This is a genomic window from Actinacidiphila bryophytorum (assembly GCF_016916835.1).
GTDB classification, from domain to species: domain Bacteria; phylum Actinomycetota; class Actinomycetes; order Streptomycetales; family Streptomycetaceae; genus Actinacidiphila; species Actinacidiphila bryophytorum.
The window spans coordinates 108,966-132,377 of the sequence record NZ_JAFFIX010000023.1 but is presented as its reverse complement, the minus strand read 5'-3'; the positions used below and the strand labels follow the sequence as shown (position 1 = coordinate 132,377).

Genomic DNA, 23,412 nt, shown 5'->3' with positions numbered 1-23,412 from the left:
CGTGGACGGTCGCGGTGGTGGACTTCAGCCCGCCAGGCGCCGCCCCGCAGTGGCTGGCGACCGAGTACGTCCCCGCGCCGTCGCTGACGCGCTGGGCGCGGGCCCTGCCCCGGACTTCGGGCCTTCCCCGTACGGCCCCGGCGGTACGCCCTACGGCCCGGGCGGCGGTACGTCCTACCTGCCGCCGACCGCACCCGTGCCCGCGCCCGGGCCGAAGCGCCCGTACGCCCCTTACGGCGGCCCGCCGGCGGGGCGTGCCAGGCGGCGCGGCACCGGTGTGGCCTTCGGGGTGGCCGGGGTCGCGCTGGTCGGCGTACTGGTGGCGGTGCTGATCGACCAGCACGGCGGCTCCGGCGGCGGAGGCGGCAGCAGCGGCTCCGGCGGGAAGAGTCCGTCGACGTCCGCGCCGGCCGACACGCTGCCCGACGCCTGGCTCGGCACCTGGTACGGCGAGGGGCCGGGCAGCGCCCTCGAAGGCAGCGACGGCATCGAGGTCACCCTCGCCCTGACCGGCGGCAAGCGGGGCAGCACCGTGGGGCGGCAGGTCAGCAACGTCCGGGTGGCGGGCACGACCGCGGACGCGGGCTGCACGGAGGACCTGCAGCTGTCCGAGATGCAGGGCGACACGATGGCCTTCGTCGCGGTCACCAGCACGCCCACCGACACGTCGCTGCACCTGCAGTGCACCAAGGGGAGGCACTACGTGCTGTCCATGTCCGACGCGACGCATCTGCGGCTGGACGCCGGGTCGCAGGCCCTGGGCTCGCCCACCGCCCTGGAGAAGAAGAGTGGCTGACCCGGGCGGGTGTCAGGTGCCGGTGAGCCGCAGGCCCACCCACAGCGCGGCGGTGGACGCCACCAGTGTCGGCGGCACGGTCAGCAGGCCGAGCCGGGTGAACGTGCCCAGTTTCGCGTCGGTGCCGTGGTCGTGCAGCACCCGCCGCCACAGCAGGGTCGCGAGCGACCCCGCGTAGCTGAGGTTGGGGCCGAGGTTGACGCCGATCAGCACGGCGAGCACGGGTCCCGGACCGCCGGTCTCGGCCAGCGGGAGCAGCGCGAGCACGGCGGGCAGGTTGTTGATGAGGTTGGCCAGCAGGGCGGCGAAGGCGGCGGTGCCGAGCAGCGCGGGCAGGCTGCTGCCGTCCGGCAGGATCGCGTCGGCCGCGTCGGACAGGCCGTTGCGCACGACCGCCTCGACGACCACGCCGAGCGCGAGCACGAAAAGGCAGAACAGCGGCCCGGCCGCGGCCACCAGGCCGCGCACCGTGGCCCGGCGGCGGTACAGCGCCCTGACGCCCAGCACCAGGGCGCCGGCCAGCGCCGCCCAGGCCGGGTTGATCCCGGCGAGCGAGGTGACGGCGAAGCCGGCCAGGGTCAGGCCGAGCACGACCAGGGTGAGGACGGGTACCGCGGGTGGTTCGCCGCGCTCGGGCTGGTGCTCGACCACGGCGAGGTCGGCGGCGAAGAAGCGGCGGAAGACGACGTACTCGATGCCGACGGCCAGCACCCACGGCAGCGCCATCAGGGCGGCGAACCGGGTGAAGGTCACGTCGGCGGCGGTGAAGGCCAGCAGGTTGGTGAGGTTGGAGACCGGCAGCAGCAGCGACGCGGAGTTCGCCAGGTGGGCGCACGCGTAGACGGGGGGCCTGGGCCGGGCGCCGGCCCGGCTCGCGGTCGCGATGACCACCGGGGTGAGCAGGACGACGGTGGCGTCCAGGCTCAGTACCGCGGTCACCACGGCGGCGACCGCGAAGACCCCGGCGAGCAGCCGCTGCGGCTCGCCGTGGCAGGCCTGCGCGATGGCGTCGCCCGCCGCGGTGAACAGCCCGTCGTCCGCACACAGTTCGGCCAGCACCAGCACGGCGGCCAGGAAGCCGACGACCGGCGCAAGCTCCGTGATCTGGTGCCAGGCCGCCGACGGCGGGACCGCACCGACCGCGGTGAGCAGCGCGGCGGCGGGCACCGCCGCGGCGGCCTCGGGCCAGCCCCGCGGCCGCAGCACGGCGAAGGCGAGGACGACCAGCAGCACGGCCACGGACAGCGTCTCTGCGGCTGCGGTACTCAGCTGGAACCCCCGGATCCGGATGCGGTCTACCCGGGGATTCCATCACAGCCGCAAGGAGCAGCCGTGCAGCAGCACCGCGTCAGCCGGCGTCGGCCAGCGTCAGCCTGTGCAGTTGCTCGGCCGGCCCCGCCTTGCCGTAGTACCAGCCCTGTGCGGTGTCGCAGCCCAGCGCACGCAGGTGCTCGGCCTGGGTGCGGGTCTCGACGCCCTCGACGGTCACGGTGAGGTTCAGGGTGTGGGCGAGCGAGACGATGCCCTCGACGATCTTCATCTCGACCGGGTCTGCGGGGTGCTGGCGCATGCCGCGGGTGAAGGACCGGTCGAGCTTGAGCACACTGACCGGAAGCCAGCGCAGCGAGGACAGGTTGGAGTAGCCGGTGCCGAAGTCGTCGAGCGCTATGGCGACCCCGAGGTCGGCGATCCTGCGCAGCGGCTTGAGCGCGTCCTCGTCGGCGCCGATCAGGGCGCTCTCGGTGACCTCCAGGCACAGCGCGCTGGGCTGCAGGCCCGTCTCGTCCAGCACCGCGGCGACCTCGGCCACCAGGTCGGGGTGGGTCAGCTGCACCGGTGAGAGGTTGACGTTGATCCGCGGCGCCGGGCCGGTGAACTTGCGGTCGTGCCAGTCCCTGGCCTGCTGGGCGGCCTGCTCCAGCACCCAGCGGCCCAGCGGCACGATCTGCCCGGTGCTCTCGGCGAGCGGGATGAACTGGTCGGGGCCGAGCACCCCGTGCACCGGGTGGGACCAGCGCACCAGCGCCTCGGCGCCGAGCACCGCACCGTCCTCCAGGCCGATCAGCGGCTGGTACTCGACGAAGAACTCGCCGTGCCGCAGCGCGCTGGGCAGCTGGTTGGTCAGCCCGTGCCGGGTGATGGCGCGCGCGTCGGCGTCGGGGTCGGCGACCTCGTAGCGGTTGCCGCCGCGCTCCTTGGCGCGGTACATCGTGATGTCGGCGCTGCGCAGCACGTCGGCGGCGCCGCGGCCGCCGACCTGGCCGTGCACGATGCCGATGCTGCCGTGCACCGGCAGCGGGCGGTCGTCCAGCAGCACGGGCGTGGACAGCGCCTCGAGTATGCGCCCTGCCAGGTCCGTGACGGCGGCCAGGTCCGGCGGGTCGGCGTACAGGGCGACGAACTCGTCGCCGCCGATCCTGGCGACCAACTGGTCGGGCGAGGTCACGCAGTCGCGCAGCCGGTCGGCGACGGCGACCAGCAGGCGGTCGCCGACGGCGTGGCCGAGGCTGTCGTTGACCGCCTTGAAGCCGTCCAGGTCGAGGTAGCAGACGCCGATCCTGCGGTCGGCGCCAGGCTCTTCCGCGGTGCTCAGCGCGCGGTCGAGGCGCTCGAAGAACAGGGCGCGGTTGGGCAGCCCGGTGAGCGCGTCGTGGGTGGCCTGGTGGCGCAGCCGCTCGACCAGCCGGCGGCGCTCGGTGATGTCTTCGAGCAGCGCCAGCTGGTACTTCGGGCGGCCGGCTGCGTCGCGCAGCAGCGAGACCTGGACGTTGGCCCACAGCACCGAGCCGTCGGAGCGGGGGTAGGCCTTCTCGATGTGGTAGTGGTCGCGTTCGCCGCGGGCGAGTTCGCGGTTGAGGGTGTCGTCGGTGCCGGGGCCGTTGTCCGGGTGCGTCCAGTCGCCGGCCTTGCGGTGCCTGATGTAGGCCTCGCTGCCGAGCATCCGGGTGAGCGCCTCGTTGACCTCCAGCACGTTGCCTTCGAGGTCGGCGATGCCGATGCCGACGGCGGCGGTCTCGAAGACCGCGCGAAAGCGGGCCTCGCTCGCGGCCAGGGCGCTCTCGGCCTCGGTCTTGGCGTTCAGCGCGGCCCGGGAGATCGACTCCTGCTCGTGCAGGGTCCGTTCGCGCAGCGCGTGCGAGAAGCCGACGGCGACCGCGTGCTGCAGCCGTGAGCAGCGCACCCGGCACTCCTCCGCGGGCAGGCCGAGGCCGGGGCCGCAGTAGAGCACCAGGTAGGCGTCGATGATGCCGAGGATGCTGGGCAGCGCCTCGGGGTCGGTGCAGTGCGCGGCCACCAGTCCCTCGCCCACGGGTACGGCGTCGCGCGGGTCGAAGCGCTCGGCGTGCAGGGTGTCCCTGAGGGTGCGGGCCAGCGGGAGCAGGTGCTGCTCGAACTCGGCCCTGGTCATCGAGGTGGCGGTGACGGGGTAGATGGCCCGGCCCCAGATCGCGGCGAACCGCGCGAGGCTGTCGGCACCGGCCTCCTGACCGCTGGTCAGCCGGTCGGCCGCCATGGGTGCGCCCGTGACCCTGCACCGGGGGACGGGCGGTCCCGCGGTCACGCTTTCAACCCCACGCCGGCGAGTCCGGTGAGCAGGACGGGGTCGTCCTCGTCGCTCGGCGGGGTGTCGGGGCGCCAGTGCGTCAGCGGGACGACACCGGGGTCGAGCAGCTCGAACCCGGTGAAGAAGCGTTCCACCTCGGGCACCGTCCGCATCAGCAGCGGGGTGCTGGTGCGCCGGTAGACCTCCTGGACCCGGCGCTGGTCCTCGCTGATCGGGCCGGCCTGCGGGGTGGCGTGCGTGATGACCAGGACGCTGCCGGGGGCGAGCGCGTCGCGCAGTTCGCCGACCACGCCGTACACGTTGTCGGAGTCGCGTAGGAAGTGCAGCACCGCCACCAGCAGCAGGGCGACCGGCCGGTCGAGGTCGAGCATCCTGCGGGTCTCGGGGTGGTCGAGCACCGAGCGCGGGTCGCGCAGGTCGGCGGCGGCGATCGTGGCGTGTTCGTTGCCCTCCAGCACGGCCTTGCTGTGGGCGACGGCGACCGGGTCGTTGTCGACGTAGACGACGTTCGCGGCCGGGTTCAGCGTGTGGACGACCTCGTGGACGTTGCCGAAGGTCGGTATGCCGGAGCCGATGTCCAGGAACTGGTCGATACCGCGGCCGACCGCGTGCCGTACCGCCCGGCGCATGACCGCCCGGTTGGCCTGCCCGACCTTGGGGATCGCGGGGATGGCCTTGAGGGCGACCCTGGCCGCTTCCCTGTCCACCTCGAAGTTGTGCGAACCGCCGAGGAAGTAGTCGTACACCCGGGACACGCTGGGCACGGTGATGTCGATGCCGGGCGGTGCCCAGGAAGGACGGTCGGTCACGGTGGGGATCTCCAGGTCGTGGGGCCGGGTGGACGCGTCCGGAGTCAACTGCCGCGGACGGTGGGCCGCTTACTCTGCGAGGCTACTGATCACGTGTTCGGAGCGAAACACGCATCCGGAGATGTGACGTCCGTTTTCGGTCAACAACAACCGGCATGTACAGCTGCGAAAACGCGCCACGGCGAATTTGCGCACACGGTGCAGGGCAAGCACAGAAACGATGGTGGACCCGTGGCCGCTCCCGCCACGGGTCCACCATCGATTTCCGGCCAGTCGCCGGCCGTGTCAGCAGGCGCCCTCGTCCTGCCATACGCCCCACTCACCGGTGGTGCCGGGCTCCTCGTTGGTGGTCCACCACTTGGCCTTCCACTTGTGGCTGTTGTGGGCCACCTCGTTGCCTCCCACGTACACCGCGGACGCGCTCCACTCGGCGACCGTGCAGGTGCCGCCGCCGGTGCTGCCGCCCGTGGTCGGCGGGGTGGTGGGCGGCGGGGTGCTGGGCGGGGTGGCGCCGGCGAACTTCACCGAGTACTTGGCGAAGTCCCAGTTGCCCTGCGGCACACTGCTGCACACACCGGATGTCGTGCCGTTGTCCGGCGGGCTGCACTGGCGGTCCCGGTTGAGCGACCAGAAGGTGAATCGGCCCATGCCGTGGCTGGTCGCGTAGTCCAGCACGGTCTGGAAGTCCGCCTGGTAGAAGTACTCGCCCGAGTCGCTGCGGCCGTTCATGCCGGAGAAGCCCTCGTGGGCGTACGCGGTGGCGGTGTCCCAGCCGAAGGTGGTCTTGAGCAGGCCGTTGAAGGCGGTCAGCGCGGCGGTCTGCGAGGCGGCGCCGTTGAAGCCGCCGTCGAAGGGCATGATGGAGAAGTTGTTGGGCGTGAAGCCCTGCGACTTCGCCTCGTTGAGCATCTGCTGGCCGAACCAGCCGGTGCCGGCCGCGGTGCCCGCGGTGGTCACCGACACGAACAGGCCCGGGTTGTTCTGCTGCAGGATCTTGGCCGCGCCGATCTCGTGCGCGACGGCCGCGGTGTTCTCGTACTCCGGCTCCTCCAGGTCGAAGTCGATCGCGTGCAGCTGGTACTTGGTGATCACCTGCTGGTAGGCGGCCGCCGTGGAGGCCGCGTCGGCACAGGCCTGGCCGAGTTTGGTGCCGCCGTAGCCGCCGATGGAGACCGAGACGTCGCCGCCCTTGGCCCGGATCGCGGAGATCACCCCGGCGACCGCGGTGTCGGAGGACACCGCACTGGTACCGCCCCATGTCGGGCTGCAGCCGCCGCCGTTGGGGGCCAGGATGAAGGCCAGCTGGAAGGCCTTGAGTCCGGTGGCGTCCATGATCGCGGTCGCGTCCGGCGGGTTGTTGTCGGTCGGCATCAGATAGGGGGCGGCGGCGTACCACTGGTTGCTCAGGGCGTTCGCCGACGCGGTGGCACCGCTCGCCTGTCCCGCGCCGAGCGCGGTGGCGACACCGAGCCCGGCGAAGGCGAGGGCGGCGGCGGCCACGCCGGAACCCAGTGCATGGAGACGCTTCACGTCTGGACCTCCTGTGGGGGAACGTGCCAGCAGAATCCTGCGCTGACACGGACCCGTCAATGACTTGGTCCAGACCTTTAGAGCAACCCACAAAATTGGTCTCTACCAATCGGGGTCTCCGGCGGGCCGCCGCACGTCAAGGGCGCCCGGAGCGCCCCGTTTTCACACCACACCGACCGCCGCGAGCGCCCGCCGCTGCCCCGGGCTCGGCTGGGCAGGGAAGTACAGGTAGCAGACCCCGCCGGTGCCGCCGCTGACCCCGCCGGAGGCGTTGATCCGCTTGGTGCGCAGCCAGATCGTCTCGAACTGGGCGCGCTTGTAGACGTTGCGCACCACCGCGTCGCTGTCGCTGGCCGGGTCGTTGGCGACCACGTCGCCCTCGGCGGTGAAGCCCACCAGGGCCATCAGATGGCCCGAGGTACCGTAGCCGGCGCCGTCCAGCTCGGAGGCCAGGAAGGACTGGGACGTTATCACCGGGATTCCGGCCTTGATCAGCTTCTCGACGTCGTTCAGCGAGTGCAGCCGGGTGATGACGCCCTGCATGTCCTTGTACGTCGCCGCGTAGGCCGCGTTGAAGGGCCAGTTGCCGCAGCCCTCGTACTGGTAGTCGTAGGTGTAGCGGGCGCCCTGGTCGACCTGCGGGTCCGCGTACGACGGGTCGACCCAGGCCAGCTGCTCGGCGGTCGGGCCGCGGCCCCAGTACTCGATGACCATCGTGGACGACGTCGGGCTGCACCAGGCCTCGCCGCCGTTGTCGTACTCCGGGTACTGCCCCTTGTGGATGTTCTGCGAGTACGCCGGCACCGGCAGCTCCACACCCGCGCCCTCGCCCGGCACGGAGGCCGGCACGGTGAAGCGGTCCGGGATGTTCGACGCCATCGCTCCCAGCCGCCACACGGTCGGCGTCAGCTTGCTGCCGGGCCTGCGGAAAAGCGTCAGCCGCAGCTGGTACGAGGCGAGCAGCGGACCGGCCGTCGTGTCGTCGATGGAGAAGGTGTCGGTCCAGATGCTGCTCTTGCCGTCGGTCTGGTCGTCCACCGAGGTGCGGCGGATGTCCTCGTCGCCGTCGCCCGCCGTCCAGCGGCCCATCACATACGCCGGGGTCGCGGTGCCGTCGGTGTACGTGCCCAGCAGCTCCACCTGGATCCAGGTGCCGGCCGGGGTGTGTGCGTTCCACGACGAGATCAGCTCGCTCGCCGGGTGCGGGACCTTGCGCACCGGCGACGTCCAGGAGGCCGACTCCCAGGTGGCGGTGATACCGGTGTGCGGGTCGGTGTAGTCCAGGCTGCCGGTCGCCCGGTCGAACTCCAGCCCTGGGCGCGGCCCGGGCACCGGGCGGGTGCCCGCGTGCGCGCCGAACAGCCAGTCGGCGAAGGACGTCCAGCCGTGGTAGTCGACCGGAGCGGTGTCGGGCTCGCCGTCGCGGCCGTGCCGCTGCGGCGCCGCGCCGGGAACGGCGGCGCCGGACGGCGCGGCCGACGCGGACTGCGCGGCCGCGGTGCTCGCCGCGGCCGCCGCGGCGGCCAGTGCTGCGGCGATCACGGCACGGCGGGGGGCGTTACTTGTCATGGCTGAATCCCCTCGTTTTCCCTCGACGGGTACGGGACACCCCTGCGCGCCGCCCGGGCGGCAGGTCGCACCACCATTGCAGCCCAGACGCCCTTTCCACCAGGTTTTCCGACCGCGTGGCGGGACCAACATTGGTCTGCTCCTGTGGCGCTCAGCCCGGCAGGACCACCAGGTCACGCCCGGTCAGATTCAGCCGCTCGCCGCCGTCTTGCGTGCACACCGCGATGTCCTCGATGCGGGCGCCGAAGGTGCCGGGCAGATAGATGCCCGGCTCGATCGAGAAGGCCATGCCCGGCGCCAGCGCCCGGCTGCTGCCCGCCACGATGTACGGCTCCTCGTGCGACTCCATGCCGATGCCGTGGCCCGTACGGTGGATGAAGTGCTCGCCGTAGCCCGCCGCGGTGATGATGTCCCGCCCCACCGCGTCCAGTTGCTCGGCGGTGATGCCCGGGCGCACCGCGTCGGTCTGCGCGGTCTGCGCGCGCAGCAGCACCTCGTACAGCTCGCGGAAGGCCGCGGGCGGCTCGCCCACCGCGTAGGTGCGGGTGGAGTCCGAGCAGTAGCCGTCGGCGGTGGTGCCGCCGATGTCGACCACCACCGGGTCGCCGGTGCGGATCACCCGGTCCGACACCTCGTGGTGCGGGCTCGCGCTGTTCGGCCCCGAGCCGACGATGACGAAGTCCACCGTCGCGTGGCCCGCCGCCACGATCGCGTCCGCGATGTCCCTGGCGACCTCTCGCTCGGTACGCCCGGCCAGCAGCCACTCCCCCATCCTGCGGTGCACCCGGTCGATGGCGCCGCCCGCCCGGCGCAGCGCCGCCACCTCCGCGGGCGTCTTGCGCAGGCGAAGCTCCGTCAGGACGTCGCCGGCCAGGCACGCCTGGGCGTCGGGCAGCGCGGCCTGGAAGGCCAGCAGCTTCTCCGCCCACATGTGGTTGTCCACCGCGAAACGCCGCACACCGGCCGGCAGCCGGCGGGCGATCAGCGCGTACGCGTCGTCCGTCTCGGCGAAACCGGTGATCTCCAGGCCGAGCCCGCCCGCCGGGGACGCCTGCGCCGCCGCGACCTCAAGGGCCGGCGCCACCAGGAAGGGCTCCCCCTCGGCCGGCACCACCAGGCACGTCAGCCGCTCCAGCGGCAGCGCCTGATAGCCGGTCAGATAACGCAGGTCGGCGCCCGGCGAGACCAGCAGCGCGTCCACCCCCGCGTCGGCGGTGGCCCTCCTGGCGAGTTCGAGGCGGTCGGCGGGATGGAGGGCGGTGGAGTCCTGGATATCGGTCACCCGACCACGGTAATCGGGACCACGGCCCGACACGGAACCTTTTAGCGGCGTGCGCGCGCCGGGCCGCCGCAAGGTCGCGGCATAGGCTCGCCCTTCATGGACAACCACGGCCCCGCCGGGCTCACGCTGCGCGGCCTCGCCGGCACCCTCCACCTGCTCGCACCGTCCTGCGGGCCGGTACGCCTGGTGGCCGTCGACGGCCACGCGGGCGCCGGCAAGAGCACACTCGCCCAGCGGCTCGCCGCGGAGGCCGGCGGAGTGCCGGTGGTGCACACCGACGACTTCGCGACGCACGAGGAGCCGTTCGGGTGGGCCGAACGGCTCACGGCCGAGCTGCTCGTCCCCTTCGCGGCGGGCCGCGGCGCCACGCACCGGGTCTACGACTGGGCCGCGCGGCGGTTCGACGGCGAGAAGACCGTACCCGCGGCGCCGGTGGTGCTGCTTGAAGGCGTCGCCAGCGGGCGGCGGGCGCTGCGGCCCTCGCTGGCGCTCACCCTGTGGCTTGAGGTGGACCCCGGGACCGCCAGGCGGCGCGGCATCCGGCGGGACGGGCCGTCCCTGGCGCACTTCTGGACCGGGTGGTCCGCGGCGGAGGACGAGCACTTCGCGGAGGATCCGACGCGGCCGTTCGCGGACCTTCTGGTCCACCAGACGGAGGACGGATATCGCGCCGCTCGCGGTCCGTTCGGTCACGGGCGGTGACGCACTTGACCGCTTGGCGCGGAGCAATTACGTTTTCAACCAAGCGGCCCCGGAAGGCCGCCACGTAGCACGAAGCCCCCGGTTGTTCCCCCGTGACCGGGGGCTTCGTCTTTCCCACCCACCCGCCCTTTCCGCGCCCGGGTGCGCCCCCGAGCCCCCTCCCGCCACGCTCATCCCTCACGTTCCGTCGCGGCGCCGGGTGATTGCCACTTGCTGTGGCGTTGCGTCCTTCCCGCCCGTCCGGGCTGGGCGCGCAGTTCCCACGGCGCTGAGGCCGAGAGCCCACCGCGAGGGGCAGGGCATTGGTCGCCGCCCACGGCGGGGAAGGAGCAAGGCCAGCGCGCAAGGGGCACCCAGCTACCGAAGCCCCGCAGGGAGACGCACTCTACGGAGTTGACCTCTTCGCGGGTACGATGCCCGAGGGTGGGACCGGGGGCGCAGTGGCTGGGGCGGGGACCAACTCCGGTGCGCCGAGGGGTGGTTGGCGGGGGAATGATGGGTGGGGACTCGATGGACTTCGGCACCGACCGCACGGCCGCCCCGGCCGACCTCGCCTGGCTGCGCGGCATCGACGCGTACACGATGGGCGCCTACGTCCAGGCCGAGGAGGAGTTCAAGACCGCGGTCCGCATCGACCCGGGGATGGCCGACGCCTGGCTGGGGCTGCACGCGCTGCGGGCGGACACCGCGACCGCGCTGCTGCAGATGTACCGGCACCGGGACCGTTTCGGGGAGCAGCGCGCGGCGCACCGCCGCACCCTGAACTCCTGGTACTGGCTCGGCTGGTGGGTGCAGCCGGTGCTGGAGACCAGCAGGGACCTGCTGCTGGCGCACGCCTCGCACTGGCTGGACGGCCGCCATGTCGCCGAGCTGGACCGCGCGCTGGCGGACTGCCCGCCGGTCGACACCGATCCGCAGGTGCGCTTCCTGCACGCCTGCCGGGCGTATCTGGTCAAGGACTGGGAGCACCTCGTCCGGCATACGGAACCGCTGCTCGGCGACCCGCTGCTGGGCATCGAGGCGGGGCTTTTCGGCGGCATGGCCCGGGTGCGCCTCGAAATGTGCGGCCAGGCGGAACCGCTGCTCGCCGCGGCCCTGATGCGGTGCCGCAGCGAGCAGCCGCAGCGCAAGGAGCTGCGGTACTGGCTGGCGCGGGCGTACGAGGGGACGGGGCGGACGGCCGCCGCCGTACCGCTCTACCGCGCGGTGCACCGGGTGGACCCGGCGTTCATGGACACCGCGGCGCGGCTGGCCGCGATCCACGAGACCGACGACGGCCTCGACGAGGGTGCGGGGCTGGCGACCGCGGTGTCGCTGGCGGGCGGCGGGCAGGCGGTCCCCGAGGGCGCGGCCGACATGGACGCGGCGATGTACGCGGACCCCGGCGAGGGCCGGCCGCCGGGCAACCCGGAGCTGGACGACGCACTGCTGGCGTCCGCGGGCACCCTGGACGACGACATACGCGACCGGGCCGCCGCGCCGCTGACCGGCGCGCTGCCCGCCCAACTGCCGCTCGGCGGCTCCGATCCGGTGCTGCTGGCCCAGGCGCTCGCGGAGCTGGACGGCATGGTGGGCCTGGAACCGGTCAAGCGGCAGGTCAAGGCGCTGTCGGCACAGCTGCGGATGGCGCGGCTGCGGGCGGGCCAGGGCCTGCCGGTGCAGCCGCCGAAGCGGCACTTCGTCTTCTCCGGCCCCTCCGGCACCGGCAAGACCACGGTGGCCCGCATATTGGGCCGGGTGTTCTACGCGCTGGGACTGCTGGGCGGGGACCACCTGGTGGAGGCCCAGCGCTCCGACCTGGTCGGCGAGTTCCTGGGGCAGACCGCGGTGAAGGCCAACGAGCTGATCGACTCTGCGCTCGGCGGTGTGCTGTTCGTGGACGAGGCCTATGCGCTGTCCAACTCCGGGTACAGCAAGGGCGACGCGTACGGCGACGAGGCCCTGCAGGTGCTGCTCAAGCGCGCCGAGGACAACCGGGACCGGCTGGTGGTCATCCTGGCCGGGTATCCCGAGGGCATGGACCGGCTGCTGGCCGCGAACCCCGGCCTCAGCTCGCGCTTCACCACCCGGGTGGACTTCCCCAGCTACCGCCCGCTGGAGCTGACCAGGATCGGCCAGGTGCTGGCCGCCGAGAACGGCGACCACTGGGACGACGAGGCGCTGGACGAGCTGCGGGCGATCAGCGGCCATGTCGTGGACCAGGGCTGGATCGACGAGCTGGGCAACGGGCGGCTGCTGCGCACGCTGTACGAGAAGAGCTGCGCCTACCGCGACCTGCGGCTGTCGGAGTATCCGGCGACGCCGAGCCGCGAGGAGCTGTCGACGCTGCGACTGCCGGACCTGATGCAGGCGTACGGCGAGGTGCTCTCGGGCCGCGGCCCCGGCATCCCGCCGCCCGACCCGGCCGAGTAGCCGAGGCGGGCGGCGGGGCCGTCAGCCGACGAGTTCGCCGGGCGCCGAGCGGTGCGAGGGGTCGCGGACCTCGCCGACCAGCATCTCCAGCACGTCCTCCAGGGCGACCAGGCCGAGTACCCGCCCGGTGGGGTCCGCGACCGCCGCGAGGTGGGAGGCGGCCCGCCGCATCGAGGTCAGCGCGTCGTCCAGCGGGAGGTCGGCGCGCAGCGTGGTGATGGGCCGCCACAGCCGCTGCGGCACCGGGCGGTCCTGGTCCTCCAGGTCCAGCACGTCCTTGACGTGCAGGTAGCCCAGGTACCCGGCTCCGGCCCCGGCCGCCACGGGGAAGCGGGAGTAGCCGGTGCGTACGGTCAGCTCCTCGACCTCGCGGGCGGTCGCCGTGGGCGCCAGGGTGATCAGCTGGTCCGGGGTGAGCAGCACCTCGGTGACCGGGCGGGTGCCCAGCTCCAGCGCGTCCTCCAGGCGCTCCTGCTCGTCGGAGTCCAGCAGCCCGGCCCGCCTGGCGTCCTCCACCAGCACGGTCAGCTCGGCGCTGGTGAAGACCGCGTCGACCTCGTCCTTCGGCTCGACGCCGCAGGCCCGCAGGATGACCCGGGCGCACGCGCCGAGCACCACGATGACCGGGCGGAAGACCCGGGCGAAGCCGACCAGGCCGGGGCTGAGCCACAGCGCGGTCTTCTCCGGGTCGGCCATCGCCAGGTTCTTCGGGACGAGTTCGCCGATGACCAGGTGCAGGAAGACCACCAGGGCCAGCGCGAGGGCGTACCCGATGGCGTGCACCAGGTCGTCGGGCACGTGGGCGGCGGCGAAGACCGGTTCCAGCAGGTGCGCGACGGTGGGTTCGGCGACCGCGCCCAGGGTCAGCGAGCAGACAGTGACGCCGAACTGGGCGGCGGCCATCATCTGCGGCAGGTGCTCCAGGCCGTACAGCACGGTGCGCGCCCTGCGGTGTGCGGCGGCCAGCGGTTCGATCTGGCTGCGGCGGACCGAGACCAGCGCGAACTCCGCGCCGACGAAGAAGCCGTTGCCGAGCACCAGGAGCAGCGCGAACAGCAGTTGCAGCACGCTCATCGCTCACCCTCCTCGGCCGCGTCCTGGTCCTGCGCCGTCCGCACGATCCTGACGCGCTCGGCCCGGTGGTGGCCGACCTCGGCGACCCGCAGCCGCCACCCGGGCAGCTCCGCGGTGTCGCCGACCTCGGGGATGCGCCCCAGCAGGTCGGCGACCAGGCCCGCGACGGTCTCGTACGGGCCTTCCGGCGCCTCAAGGCCGATACGGGCCAGGGTGTCGATACGGCAGCCGCCGTCGGCGTCCCAGGCGGGGTGGCCGTTCTCCGGCGGTGCCTGGGCGAGGTCGGGCAGGTCCACGGCGTCGTGCTCGTCGCGCACCTCGCCGACCAGCTCCTCGACGATGTCCTCCAGGGTGACCACGCCCGCGGTGCCGCCGTACTCGTCGACGACGACCGCGATGGGCTGCTGGCTGCGGAGCAGTTCCAGCAGCGGCTGCGCGGCCAGCGTCTCGGGGACCAGCAGCGGGACGACCGCGATCCTGCCGACCGCGGTGCGGTCGCGCAGCTGCGCGGGGACGGCCAGGGCGTCCTTGAGGTGGACCATGCCCACGATGTCGTCCAGGCGGCTGCGGTAGACCGGGAACCGGGAGAGACCGGTGGCCCGGGTGAGGTTCAGGACGTCGGCCGCGGTGGCGGTGTCCTCCAGGGCGCTGACCCTGACCCGGGGGGTCATCACGTTCTCCGCGGTGAGGTCGCCGAGCGAGAGGGTGCGCACGAACAGGTCGGCGGTGTCCTGCTCCAGCGCCCCGGCCAGGGCCGAGTGCCGGGCGAGCGAGACCAGCTCGGTGGGGGTGCGGGCGGAGGCCAGCTCGTCCGCGGGCTCCACGCCGAGCATCCGCACCAGGCGGTTGGCCGCGGTGTTGAGCAGTTCGATGACCGGGCCGAAGGCGCGGGAGAAGGCCCGCTGCGGGCCTGCGACCATCCGGGCGACGGCGAGCGGCCTGGACACCGCCCAGTTCTTGGGGACCAGCTCGCCGATCACCATCTGGACGGCGGACGCGGCCATCATGCCGACCACGACGGCGACGCCGGGGGCGGCGCCGTCCGGTATGCCGGCGGCGCTGATCGGGCCGGTCAGCAGGTCGGCGAGCGCGGGTTCGGCGAGCATGCCGACGACCAGCGAGGTGATGGTGATGCCGAGCTGGGTGCCGGACAGCTGGAAGGACAGCCGGCGCAAGGCGGCGACGACGCCGGCCGCCCGGCGGTCGCCCTCGGCGGCGGCGCGTTCCGCGGCCGGGCGTTCCACCGTCACCAGGCCGAACTCGGCGGCGACGAAGAAACCGTTGGCGATGATCAGGACAAGGGCTGCCGCGAGCAGCAGCAGTGACGTGCTCATGAGGCCGCCGCTCCATGGGACTGGTCGGGAGGGGCGGCGCAGGTACTACCGGACGGTTCGTCCATCGGGGTGTGAGTGTCACTCCTCGGTCGGTCGGGCGGTTCCGCGGGCGGCGCCGTCACGGCACCGCCCGGATCCAGAGTAGTCATTGGGGTGGCGGCCGCGAAGAACGGCGGGCGCCCCTTTCACCGCGGGGCGTCACTTTCGCCGGGGCCGTCGCCGCGGGCCTCGCCGAGCGCCTCGACCAGGGTCCGCAAGCGCCGGGCGTCGCCGATGGCCTGCCGCCTGGCGATGCCGGGCTGGATGCCCATCACCGCGAGCGTGGTGCCGTCCGCGAGGTCCAGATGGACCCAGGCGTCGCCCGGCCGCAGCCGCACGGCCAGCACTTCCGCCCAGGCCAGCCGCCTTCTGACGGTCAGGTTGACCACGGTCAGGCCGTCGGCGTCCGCGACCGCCTTGGGGCGGCTGAGCAGCGCCAGCAGGGCCAGCGCCAGCACCCCGACGACGACCAGGGTGACCCGGTCGCCGGTGCTCCACGGGGACACGCCCTCGTACGGCATGACCACGGCCAGGGTGCTGAGCACCGCGAGCAGCAGCGTCCCCATGGTGATCAGCACCACACGGGTGACCAGCGGCCGGAAGGTGACGGGCAGCTGCGCGACGGCGGCCCTGGCGCGGTCGTCGTCGGCGGCGGTCACAGCCGGGCGGCGTGGATGCCGGTGGTGAGGATGGCGCGGGCGCCCAGGTCGTACAGCTCGTCCATGATGCGCTGCGCGTCGCTGGTGGGGACCATGGCGCGGACCGCGACCCAGCCCTCGTGGTGCAGCGGGGAGACCGTCGGCGACTCCAGGCCCGGGGTGAGGGCGACGGCCTGGTCGACGTGCTCGGCGCGGATGTCGTAGTCCATCATCACGTAGCGCCGCGCGACCAGGACGCCCTGCAGGCGGCGCAGGAACTTCTGCACCTCGGGCTCGTCCGTGGGGGCGCCGGTCGGCCGTACGACGACCGCCTCGGAGGCCATGATCGGCTCGCCGAAGGTCTCCAGGCCCGCGTTGCGCAGCGAGGTGCCGGTCTCGACCACGTCGGCGATGACCTGGGCCACGCCCAGCTGGATGGCGGTCTCGACGGCTCCGTCGAGGTGGACGACGGTGGCGGCCACGCCGTTGTCGGCGAGGTGCTTCTCGACGACGCCCTCGTAGGAGGTGGCGACCGTCATGCCGCCGAGGTCGGCGACACCTGAGGCGGTGCCGGGCCGGGCGGCGTAGTGGAAGGTGGAGCGGGCGAAGCCGAGCTGCAGGATCTCCTCGGCGCCTGCGCCCGAGTCCAGCAGCAGGTCACGCCCGGTGATGCCGATGTCCAGGCGGCCGGAGCTGACGTAGATGGCGATGTCGCGCGGGCGCAGGTAGAAGAACTCCACGTCGTTGGCGCGGTCGAACAGCACCAGCTCCTTGGACTCCTTGCGCTGGCGGTATCCGGCCTCATGGAGCATGGCCGCCGCGGGTCCGGACAGTGAGCCCTTGTTCGGGACGGCGATGCGCAGCATGGGGTCGGGTTCCTTCGCTGTCGGTGCGTGGGTGCTGTGGGGTGGTGCTCGGCGGTACGGGGTCGGTGCGGGGGCGTGGGTGTACGGCCCGTGCGGTTGCGGCGCGCGGGCCGTACGTCTCACAGATGGGCGTAGACGTCGTCCAGGGAGATGCCCCGGGCGACCATCATCACCTGAACGTGGTAGAGCAGTTGGGAGATCTCCTCGGCGGTGGCGTCGGCGCCCTCGTACTCGGCTGCCATCCACACCTCGGCGGCCTCCTCGACCACCTTCTTGCCGATCGCATGCACGCCCTTGCCGACCAGTTCCGCGGTGCGTGACGTGCCGGGGTCGCCGGTGGCGGCCTTGTGCTGCAGCTCGGTGAAGAGCTGCTCGAATGTCTTGTTGGCCATGGTGGTCCTAGCCTACGGGGAACCGCCCGCGGATCATCGCCACGGTTCGGATAGTGAGCGGATGACCGCCGCGGTCGCCACCGCGGCGGTGACCGCTTCATGGCCCTTGTCCTCGTTCGACCCCGGCAGTCCCGCCCGGTCCAGCGCCTGCTCCTCGGTGTCGCAGGTGAGCACACCGAAGCCGACCGGGACACCGCTGTCCACGGTGACCTGCGTCAGGCCGGCGGTGACGCCCTGCGAGACGTACTCGAAGTGCGGTGTGCCGCCGCGGATGATCACCCCGAGCGCGACGACCGCGTCGTAGCCGCGGCCGGCCACCGCCCGGGCGACGACCGGCAGTTCGAAACTGCCCGGCACCCGCAGCAGCGTCGGCTCCTCGATCCCCAGGTCGTGCAGGGCGCGCATCGCGCCGTCGACGAGACCGTCCATCACCTGCTGGTGCCACTGGGCCGCGATCACCGCGACCCGCAGGTCGCCGCAGTTCTTGACGGTCAGCTCGGGGGCGCCCTTACCGCTCACTTCTCTCCTCGTTGCTCTGTCACCGTGGTGCTGCCGCCGGCGGTGCCGACGGCGCTGTGGGTACGGCCCGCGGTCTCCAGCCAGGGCAGGTCGTGCCCCATCCGGTCGCGCTTGGTCCGCAGATACCGCAGATTGTGCTCCCCCGCGCCGACCGGCATCGGCTCGCGTCCCAGCACGTCGAGGCCGTGCCGGACCAGCGCGCCGGTCTTGGCGGGGTTGTTGGTGATCAGCCGCAGCGAACGCACCCCGAGGTCGGCGAGGATGCGGGCGGCGGCACCGTAGTCGCGGGCGTCGGCGGGCAGGCCGAGTTCGAGGTTGGCGTCCAGGGTGTCCCGGCCGCGCTCCTGCAGCTCGTACGCGCGCAGCTTCGGCAGCAGGCCGATGCCGCGCCCCTCGTGGCCGCGCAGGTACAGCACCACCCCGCGGCCCTCCTCCGCCACCCGGCGCAGCGCGCCCTGCAGCTGCGGACCGCAGTCGCAGCGCTGCGAGCCGAAGACGTCGCCGGTCAGGCACTCGGAGTGCACCCGCACCAGCACGTCGGTGCCGTCGCCCATGTCGCCCGCGACCAGCGCGATGTGCTCCACGCCGTCGGCGGTGCTGCGGTAGCCGTAGGCGCGGAAGTCGCCGAAGGCGGTCGGCAGCGTCGTCGCCGCCTCCCGGCGGACGGCCGGCTCCGCCTGCTCCGCCTGCTCCGACGCGCGGCGGTAGGCGATCAGGTCCGCGATGGAGATGATGACCAGGCCGTGCTTGCGCGCGAAGGGCACCAGCTCGGGCAGCCGGGCCATCGTGCCGTCCTCGCGGGCGATCTCCACGATGGCCGCCGCGGGCCGCAGCCCGGCGAGCCTGGCCAGGTCCACACCCGCCTCGGTGTGCCCCGGCCGGGTCAGCACCCCGCCGCTCCTGGCCCGCAGCGGGAAGACGTGGCCCGGGCGTACGAAGTCGGCGGCCACGGACGTCCGCTCGGCCAGCAGCCGGATCGTGGCGGCGCGGTCGGCCGCGGAGATCCCGGTGGTCACCCCGTACTGCGGGGCGGCGTCGACCGACACGGTGAAGGCGGTGCGCATCGACTCGGTGTTGGCCGCCACCATCTGCGGCAGGTCGAGCCGGTCCAGGTCGTGCGGCTCCATCGGCACGCAGATCAGCCCGCGGCACTCGCTCATCATGAACGCCACGGTCTCCGGGGTGATCTTCTCCGCCGCGACGATCAGGTCGCCCTCGTTCTCCCGGTCCTCGTCGTCCACGACCACGACCGGGCGGCCCGCGGCGATCTCGGCGACGGCGCGCTCCACCGGGTCGAGGCCGAGGTCGGCCTCGTCGTACCAGTCGTCCTGCAGTGCGGTCACGGCGCTCATGCCGTCACTCCTTCCGCGACGGTGCTGCTCGGCTTCGCCCGGCCGGGCAGGTCCGCGGCGCTGCGGGTCTGCTGCCACCAGGCGTACATCCCGGCGATCACCAGGACGAAGTAGACGATGTAGACCAGGCCGGAGAAGGGCAGGCCGCTGTGGAAGTTCAGCGGCACCCCGACCAGGTCGACGGCCAGCCAGGCGAACCAGAACTCGACCCAGCCGCGGGCCTGCGCGTACATCGCGGCCAGCGTCCCGACGAAGATGTACGCGTCCGGCCACGGGTTCCACGACAGCTTCGGGTAGGCCAGGAAGAGCGCGGCGACCGCGACGGTGCCGGCCGCGGTGGCCGCCACCAGCACCGCGCGCTCGCGCCACGTCGCGAACCTGATCGCCAGCTGCCCGCTGCCTGCCCGGCCGCGCCGCCACTGGTACCAGCCCCACACCGCGACGGTGATCACCACAAACTGCTTGCCGACACCGCCGCCCAGGTGCGCCGACCAGAAGGCCGCCACGAGCACGACACCCGACAGCAGCTGGACCGGCCAGGTCAGCATCGCCCGCCGCCAGCCCAGCGCCAGCGCGCCCAGGCCCAGCAGGTTGCCGATCATGTCCGACCACATGACGTGCTGGTCGAAGGCGGTGAAGGCCTCGCTGTTCAGCCAGTGCAGTGCGCTCATCGCGCATCCCCCGGCGTCATCATCCGCTCGACGTACTTGGCGATCACGTCGACTTCCAGGTTCACCGGGTCGCCCGGCTGCTTGATGCCCAGGGTCGTCAGCGCCAGCGTCGTCGGGATCAGGCTGACGGTGAAGTAGTCGGCCGCGGCCTCCACGACGGTCAGGCTGATGCCGTCGACGGTGATCGAGCCCTTCTCCACCACGTACCGGGACAGTTCGGGCGGCAGCGAGACCTTCACGATCTCCCAGTGCTGGGCGGGCGTGCGGTCCAGGACCGTGCCCGTGCCGTCGACGTGCCCCTGCACCAGGTGCCCGCCGAGCCGCCCGCCCAGCGCCATCGGGCGCTCCAGGTTGACCCGCGACCCGGGGCGCAGCGCCCCGAGGCTGGACCGCTTGAGCGTCTCGGCCATCACGTCGGCGGTGAAGGTGCCGCCGCCGAACTCCACGACCGTCAGGCACACGCCGTTCACCGCGATCGAGTCGCCGTGCTTGGCGCCCTCGGTCACGACCGGGCCGCGCACGGTGAAACGCGAGGCCTCGGACTGCTCCTCGACGGCGGTGATCTCACCCAGTTCTTCGACGATTCCGGTGAACACGTCACTTCTCCTGTGCAGCAGTGGGAACGGCGGTGACCCGCAGGTCGGGACCGAAGCGGGCGACGTCTGTCACGTCGAGCCGCAACGCCTGCGCGATGGTGCTGATTCCTGCGTCGCCGAGCGCGGAAGCGCCGGCGCCCAGCAGGGCGGGGGCCAGGTAGCCGACGACGCAGTCGACGGCACCCGCGGCCACGAAGGCCCCCGCGAGGGTCGGCCCGCCCTCCAGCAGAACGGAACGGATGCCGCGGGCGTGCAGCTCGGCCAGGAGGGTGTGGACGTCAAGGCCCACGCCCTCGGGGCGGAAGGCGGCGGCACGGGCCGACCCGACCGGTTCCGCCGGGGCGGGGGGCGCGGTTTGTGAGGCTCCGGGTGCCGTGGGCTCCGCCGGCTCCGCTGCCGCGGGGGGCGTGGTTCGTGCGGCTCCGGGTGCCGCGGGTGCGGTGGGTTCCGTGCTTCCGGCGGCCACGGGTGCGGTGGGCTCGGCGGGTTCCGCCGGCGCGGGGGGCGCGGGCTCCGCAGTTCCGGGTGCCGCGGGTCGGCGGGGGGCGTAGGGGATGCGGACGACCTCCACGTCGTCCGGGAGGTGGCTCGTGTCGGCGTCCTTCGACACCGCGATCAGCGTCGGGGCCGCGTCGTCCAGCACCCGCGCGCCCCTCGGGGTCCGCGCGCGGGAGTCCACGACCACCCGCAGCGGCTGGACCGCGTCCGGGATGCCGCGCACCGCCAGGTGCGGGTCGTCGGCCAGCAGCGTGCCGGAGCCCGCCACCACCGCGTCCGCCTCCGCCCGCAGCCGGTGCACGTCCGCGCGGGACTCCGCCGAGCTGATCCAGCGGCTGCTGCCGTCCGCCGCGGCGATGCGGCCGTCGAGGGTGGCCGCGTACTTCCAGCGCACGAAGGGGCGCCCGCGGCGCACCGACGTCAGCCACGCGACGTTGACCGCCTCGGCCTCGGCCGCCAGCAGGCCGCCCTCGACGTCCACGCCCGCCGCACGCAGCGTTGCCGCGCCGCCGGACGCGGCCGGACTCGGGTCCGACACCGCGTGCACCACCCGGGCCACCCCGGCCTCGATCAGCGCCTGCGCGCACGGGCCGGTCCTGCCGGTGTGGTTGCACGGCTCCAGCGTCACCACGGCGGTGCCGCCGCGGGCTGCCGCGCCCGCGGCGCGCAGCGCGTGCACCTCGGCGTGCGGGCCGCCGGCCTTGCGGTGCCAGCCCTCGCCGACGACGGTGCCGGCCGTGTCGAGGATCACACAGCCGACGACCGGATTCGGGGCGGTGGCGCCGAGGGCGCGGGCGGACAACGCGATCGCTCGGCGCATCGCGTCGGTCTCTGTGGTGGTGGCCACCGGGTCCTCCTGCCGCATCGGGCACGGACTCCGGGGCGAGCGGACGTCTGGTCACGGCCGGGGCACCGCGGTTGCGCGGGCCTGAGCGGCCCGCGGCACGGCGGCGCACCGTTGTGAACGTCCGCCGCGCACTGCCTCCCATCCGGACTTTCACCGTCGGTCCAGGAATTTCACCTGGTCAACCGGCCGCTGGATGCGGACGGGTCGCGGACTATAACCGCCGGTTCGGAATTACACCGACCCCGGAGTGCGCAAACGTCACTGGTACGGGGTCCAGTCTGCCACGCCTCCCCGGCCGGACTCCAGGGGGTTCCCTTCCGGCACCCTCCCGGGGTGCGGTGGGTCGGTGCCGCGCGGTGCGGTGTCCCCGGGGGTGCGCCTGCTCTGTGCGGTGGGTCGGTGCCGCTTCGGGGGTATCTCCTCGGCCTGCGCGCCTCGGCCCTTTCCGAACGAGGCGGCGGGAGTCGCGCGCACGCCTGCGGGGACACCCCCGAACCGTCCCCCTGCGTTCGTTGGCGGCTTGCGGTTCGCCGGTGTGCACGAGCCTGCAGTCGCCGACGGTGGGGCACCGGCCACCGGGAGACCGTTCGACGAACTGCAACACGCACGGGTCTGGGGGCACCCCCACGCGGAGCTGTGGGGGAGGGTGGGAAACAGACCCGCGCCGGCAGGCGCGGGTCAGGGGGTTGGGGGGAAGAGGGCGTTCTGGGCGGTGTCCATGGCCGTGATGACGGCGCCGCGGAGGATGGGGCCCGAGGGGACGGCGGTGGGGCGGACTTCGGTGCGGAGGGGGGAGAGGGTGGCCAGGGTGGACGCCACCCGGGCGGCGAGGTCGGGGCCGCCCGCGGCGCCGACCTCGCCGGCCAGAATGATCTGGCCGGGGTCGAGCACGGCGCAGACCGCGGCCGCCCCGAGGGCGATCCGCCCGGCGAGTTCGTCGAGGAAGCCGGGCGTCCCGGCGAGCACGGCAGAGGCGGCGGCGGCCGCGTCGGAGCCGTGGAGGGCAAGACCGTGGGCGCGGGCCAGGTCGCAGACGGCTCGGCTCCCGGCGAGCCCGTGGAATCCGTCGTCGCAGTTGGTGGAGGTGGGAAGCCGCCCGGATGAGGAGATCGGCAGGAAGCCGACCTCACCGGCACCGCCGGAGTTGCCGCGCCGCAGGCGCCCTTCGAGGACGAGTGCGGCGCCGACGCCGCCGCCGATCCACAGCAGGACGAAGGTGTCGGCGCCGGCCCCGCGGACCCGCTGCTCGGCGACGGCGGCGAGGTTGACCTCGTTCTCCAGCAGCACGGGCACGCCGAGCCTGCCGCGTACCTCGTCGACGAAGTCGCCGTGCCAGGCGGGCAGTTCCCCGGTGGTGCTGAGCCGACCGGTGACCGGGTTGACCAGGCCCGGCGCACCGAAGGCGACGGTGTGCAGGGGTTTGCCGCCGGCGGCGCCGAGCAGCAGGTCGACGCCGCCGGCGATGGTGCGGGCGGGGTCGGCGTCGTAGGGGACGGTGAGGTCGGCGCGGGCGACGGTGCGGCCGAGGAGGTCGGCGATCTCGACGCCGATGCTTTCGACGCGGACATCGAGCCCGGCGACGTACGCCCGGTCGGCGACGATGCCGTAGACCCGGGCGTTGGGGCCGCGCCTGGCGGCGCCGGACTCGCCGACGACCTCGATGAGGCCGGAGTCCTGGAGGCGTTCGACGAGGTCGGCGACGCTGGGCCGGGACATGCCGGTGAGTTCCTTCAACTGCGCGGCGGTGAGCGGCCCTTCCTCCTGGAGCAGCCGCAGGGCGAGCCGGTCGTTGATGGCCCTGGCCGTACGCGGTGACGCGTTCCGGCCGGGCTGCGCGCGGGTAGCGGTCATGCGGGCGATCCTCCCAGAAGCCGGTGGCTTCATACGCCTTAACTTTCAGGCAGGCTTCCTGATAGTTTAC

The 23,412-nt window shown here is 73.2% G+C and carries 20 protein-coding genes and 1 riboswitch; of the genes, 3 read left to right on the top strand and 17 right to left on the bottom strand.

Annotated elements, in window-relative coordinates:
• Positions 1-49: 49 nt before the first annotated feature.
• Positions 50-796, top strand: coding sequence for a hypothetical protein (locus JT723_RS27510; protein ID WP_205047501.1), 747 nt, complete (start codon positions 50-52; stop codon positions 794-796).
• A gap of 12 nt (positions 797-808) precedes the next feature.
• Here JT723_RS27510 and JT723_RS27505 read toward each other — a convergent pair whose 3' ends face one another.
• The 6 genes from JT723_RS27505 to JT723_RS27480 all read right to left on the bottom strand — a co-directional run bounded on the left by JT723_RS27505 (position 809) and on the right by JT723_RS27480 (position 9,542).
• A complete protein-coding gene (locus JT723_RS27505; RefSeq protein WP_205047514.1) occupies positions 809-2,065 on the bottom strand; it encodes an SLC13 family permease in 1,257 nt (418 codons plus the stop codon).
• 79 nt (positions 2,066-2,144) lie between these two features.
• On the bottom strand, positions 2,145-4,310 hold the full coding sequence (locus JT723_RS27500; RefSeq protein ID WP_205047500.1) for a putative bifunctional diguanylate cyclase/phosphodiesterase: 2,166 nt from the start codon (positions 4,308-4,310) through the stop codon (positions 2,145-2,147).
• Between the two features lie 44 nt (positions 4,311-4,354).
• The gene (locus JT723_RS27495; RefSeq protein WP_205047499.1) at positions 4,355-5,170 is read right to left on the bottom strand and encodes an SAM-dependent methyltransferase; all 816 of its coding nucleotides are present in this window, start codon (positions 5,168-5,170) and stop codon (positions 4,355-4,357) included.
• Between the two features lie 285 nt (positions 5,171-5,455).
• Positions 5,456-6,700 (bottom strand): chitinase, encoded by a 1,245-nt coding sequence (locus JT723_RS27490; protein WP_205047498.1) that lies wholly within the window; start codon positions 6,698-6,700, stop codon positions 5,456-5,458.
• Positions 6,701-6,862: 162 nt separating this feature from the next.
• A complete protein-coding gene (locus tag JT723_RS27485; protein WP_205047497.1) occupies positions 6,863-8,269 on the bottom strand; it encodes a C39 family peptidase in 1,407 nt (468 codons plus the stop codon).
• Between the two features lie 151 nt (positions 8,270-8,420).
• Complete coding sequence (locus JT723_RS27480; protein WP_205047513.1) at positions 8,421-9,542, bottom strand: M24 family metallopeptidase; 1,122 nt, start codon at positions 9,540-9,542, stop codon at positions 8,421-8,423.
• Between the two features lie 105 nt (positions 9,543-9,647).
• On the opposite strand from JT723_RS27480, the gene JT723_RS27475 reads away from it, so the two are divergent.
• Both JT723_RS27475 and JT723_RS27470 read left to right on the top strand, forming a co-directional pair.
• On the top strand, positions 9,648-10,253 hold the full coding sequence (locus tag JT723_RS27475) for a uridine kinase family protein (RefSeq protein WP_205047496.1): 606 nt from the start codon (positions 9,648-9,650) through the stop codon (positions 10,251-10,253).
• A gap of 510 nt (positions 10,254-10,763) precedes the next feature.
• Positions 10,764-12,665, top strand: a complete 1,902-nt coding sequence (locus JT723_RS27470; protein WP_205047495.1) for an AAA family ATPase — start codon at positions 10,764-10,766, stop codon at positions 12,663-12,665.
• Between the two features lie 21 nt (positions 12,666-12,686).
• Here JT723_RS27470 and JT723_RS27465 read toward each other — a convergent pair whose 3' ends face one another.
• The 11 genes from JT723_RS27465 to JT723_RS27410 form a co-directional block, all read right to left on the bottom strand.
• The gene (locus JT723_RS27465) at positions 12,687-13,739 is read right to left on the bottom strand and encodes a hemolysin family protein (protein ID WP_205047494.1); all 1,053 of its coding nucleotides are present in this window, start codon (positions 13,737-13,739) and stop codon (positions 12,687-12,689) included.
• On the bottom strand, positions 13,736-15,073 hold the full coding sequence (locus tag JT723_RS27460; RefSeq protein WP_205047493.1) for a hemolysin family protein: 1,338 nt from the start codon (positions 15,071-15,073) through the stop codon (positions 13,736-13,738). Before JT723_RS27460 ends, JT723_RS27465 begins: the two co-directional genes overlap by 4 nt.
• A gap of 185 nt (positions 15,074-15,258) precedes the next feature.
• Positions 15,259-15,771, bottom strand: coding sequence for a PH domain-containing protein (locus JT723_RS27455; RefSeq protein ID WP_251513621.1), 513 nt, complete (start codon positions 15,769-15,771; stop codon positions 15,259-15,261).
• Positions 15,768-16,616, bottom strand: a complete 849-nt coding sequence (gene hisG / locus JT723_RS27450) for an ATP phosphoribosyltransferase (protein ID WP_205047492.1) — start codon at positions 16,614-16,616, stop codon at positions 15,768-15,770. The genes JT723_RS27455 and hisG overlap by 4 nt, the downstream gene beginning before the upstream one ends.
• Positions 16,617-16,735: 119 nt before the next feature.
• Positions 16,736-17,008 carry a phosphoribosyl-ATP diphosphatase gene (locus JT723_RS27445; protein WP_205047491.1) on the bottom strand — a complete coding sequence of 91 codons (273 nt, stop codon included), beginning with the start codon at positions 17,006-17,008 and terminating at the stop codon, positions 16,736-16,738.
• Positions 17,009-17,041: 33 nt separating this feature from the next.
• Entirely contained in the window at positions 17,042-17,527 is a 486-nt protein-coding gene (ribH, locus tag JT723_RS27440; protein ID WP_205047490.1) for a 6,7-dimethyl-8-ribityllumazine synthase, read from the bottom strand.
• Complete coding sequence (locus JT723_RS27435; RefSeq protein WP_205047489.1) at positions 17,524-18,879, bottom strand: bifunctional 3,4-dihydroxy-2-butanone-4-phosphate synthase/GTP cyclohydrolase II; 1,356 nt, start codon at positions 18,877-18,879, stop codon at positions 17,524-17,526. Before JT723_RS27435 ends, ribH begins: the two co-directional genes overlap by 4 nt.
• Entirely contained in the window at positions 18,876-19,550 is a 675-nt protein-coding gene (locus JT723_RS27430; RefSeq protein WP_205047488.1) for a nicotinamide mononucleotide transporter family protein, read from the bottom strand. The genes JT723_RS27435 and JT723_RS27430 overlap by 4 nt, the downstream gene beginning before the upstream one ends.
• A complete protein-coding gene (locus JT723_RS27425; protein ID WP_205047487.1) occupies positions 19,547-20,146 on the bottom strand; it encodes a riboflavin synthase in 600 nt (199 codons plus the stop codon). The genes JT723_RS27430 and JT723_RS27425 overlap by 4 nt, the downstream gene beginning before the upstream one ends.
• A 1-nt stretch (position 20,147) precedes the next feature.
• Positions 20,148-21,491: a bifunctional diaminohydroxyphosphoribosylaminopyrimidine deaminase/5-amino-6-(5-phosphoribosylamino)uracil reductase RibD gene (gene ribD / locus JT723_RS35480; RefSeq protein ID WP_307864023.1), complete on the bottom strand. Its 1,344-nt coding sequence runs from the start codon at positions 21,489-21,491 to the stop codon at positions 20,148-20,150.
• A gap of 124 nt (positions 21,492-21,615) precedes the next feature.
• Positions 21,616-21,746: riboswitch (FMN riboswitch) on the bottom strand.
• A 423-nt stretch (positions 21,747-22,169) separates the two neighbouring features.
• The gene (locus JT723_RS27410) at positions 22,170-23,342 is read right to left on the bottom strand and encodes an ROK family transcriptional regulator (RefSeq protein WP_205047486.1); all 1,173 of its coding nucleotides are present in this window, start codon (positions 23,340-23,342) and stop codon (positions 22,170-22,172) included.
• Positions 23,343-23,412: the final 70 nt, after the last annotated feature.

Coding starts and splice junctions, on each gene's coding strand:
- JT723_RS27435 (WP_205047489.1), bottom strand. CDS start 18,879: ATGAGCGCCGTGACCGCACTGCAGGACGACTGGTACGACGAGGCCGAC.
- JT723_RS27430 (WP_205047488.1), bottom strand. CDS start 19,550: ATGAGCGCACTGCACTGGCTGAACAGCGAGGCCTTCACCGCCTTCGAC.
- hisG (WP_205047492.1), bottom strand. CDS start 16,616: ATGCTGCGCATCGCCGTCCCGAACAAGGGCTCACTGTCCGGACCCGCG.
- JT723_RS27460 (WP_205047493.1), bottom strand. CDS start 15,073: ATGAGCACGTCACTGCTGCTGCTCGCGGCAGCCCTTGTCCTGATCATC.
- JT723_RS27410 (WP_205047486.1), bottom strand. CDS start 23,342: ATGACCGCTACCCGCGCGCAGCCCGGCCGGAACGCGTCACCGCGTACG.
- JT723_RS27465 (WP_205047494.1), bottom strand. CDS start 13,739: ATGAGCGTGCTGCAACTGCTGTTCGCGCTGCTCCTGGTGCTCGGCAAC.
- JT723_RS27475 (WP_205047496.1), top strand. CDS start 9,648: ATGGACAACCACGGCCCCGCCGGGCTCACGCTGCGCGGCCTCGCCGGC.
- JT723_RS27485 (WP_205047497.1), bottom strand. CDS start 8,269: ATGACAAGTAACGCCCCCCGCCGTGCCGTGATCGCCGCAGCACTGGCC.
- JT723_RS27470 (WP_205047495.1), top strand. CDS start 10,764: ATGGACTTCGGCACCGACCGCACGGCCGCCCCGGCCGACCTCGCCTGG.
- JT723_RS27500 (WP_205047500.1), bottom strand. CDS start 4,310: ATGGCGGCCGACCGGCTGACCAGCGGTCAGGAGGCCGGTGCCGACAGC.
- JT723_RS27445 (WP_205047491.1), bottom strand. CDS start 17,008: ATGGCCAACAAGACATTCGAGCAGCTCTTCACCGAGCTGCAGCACAAG.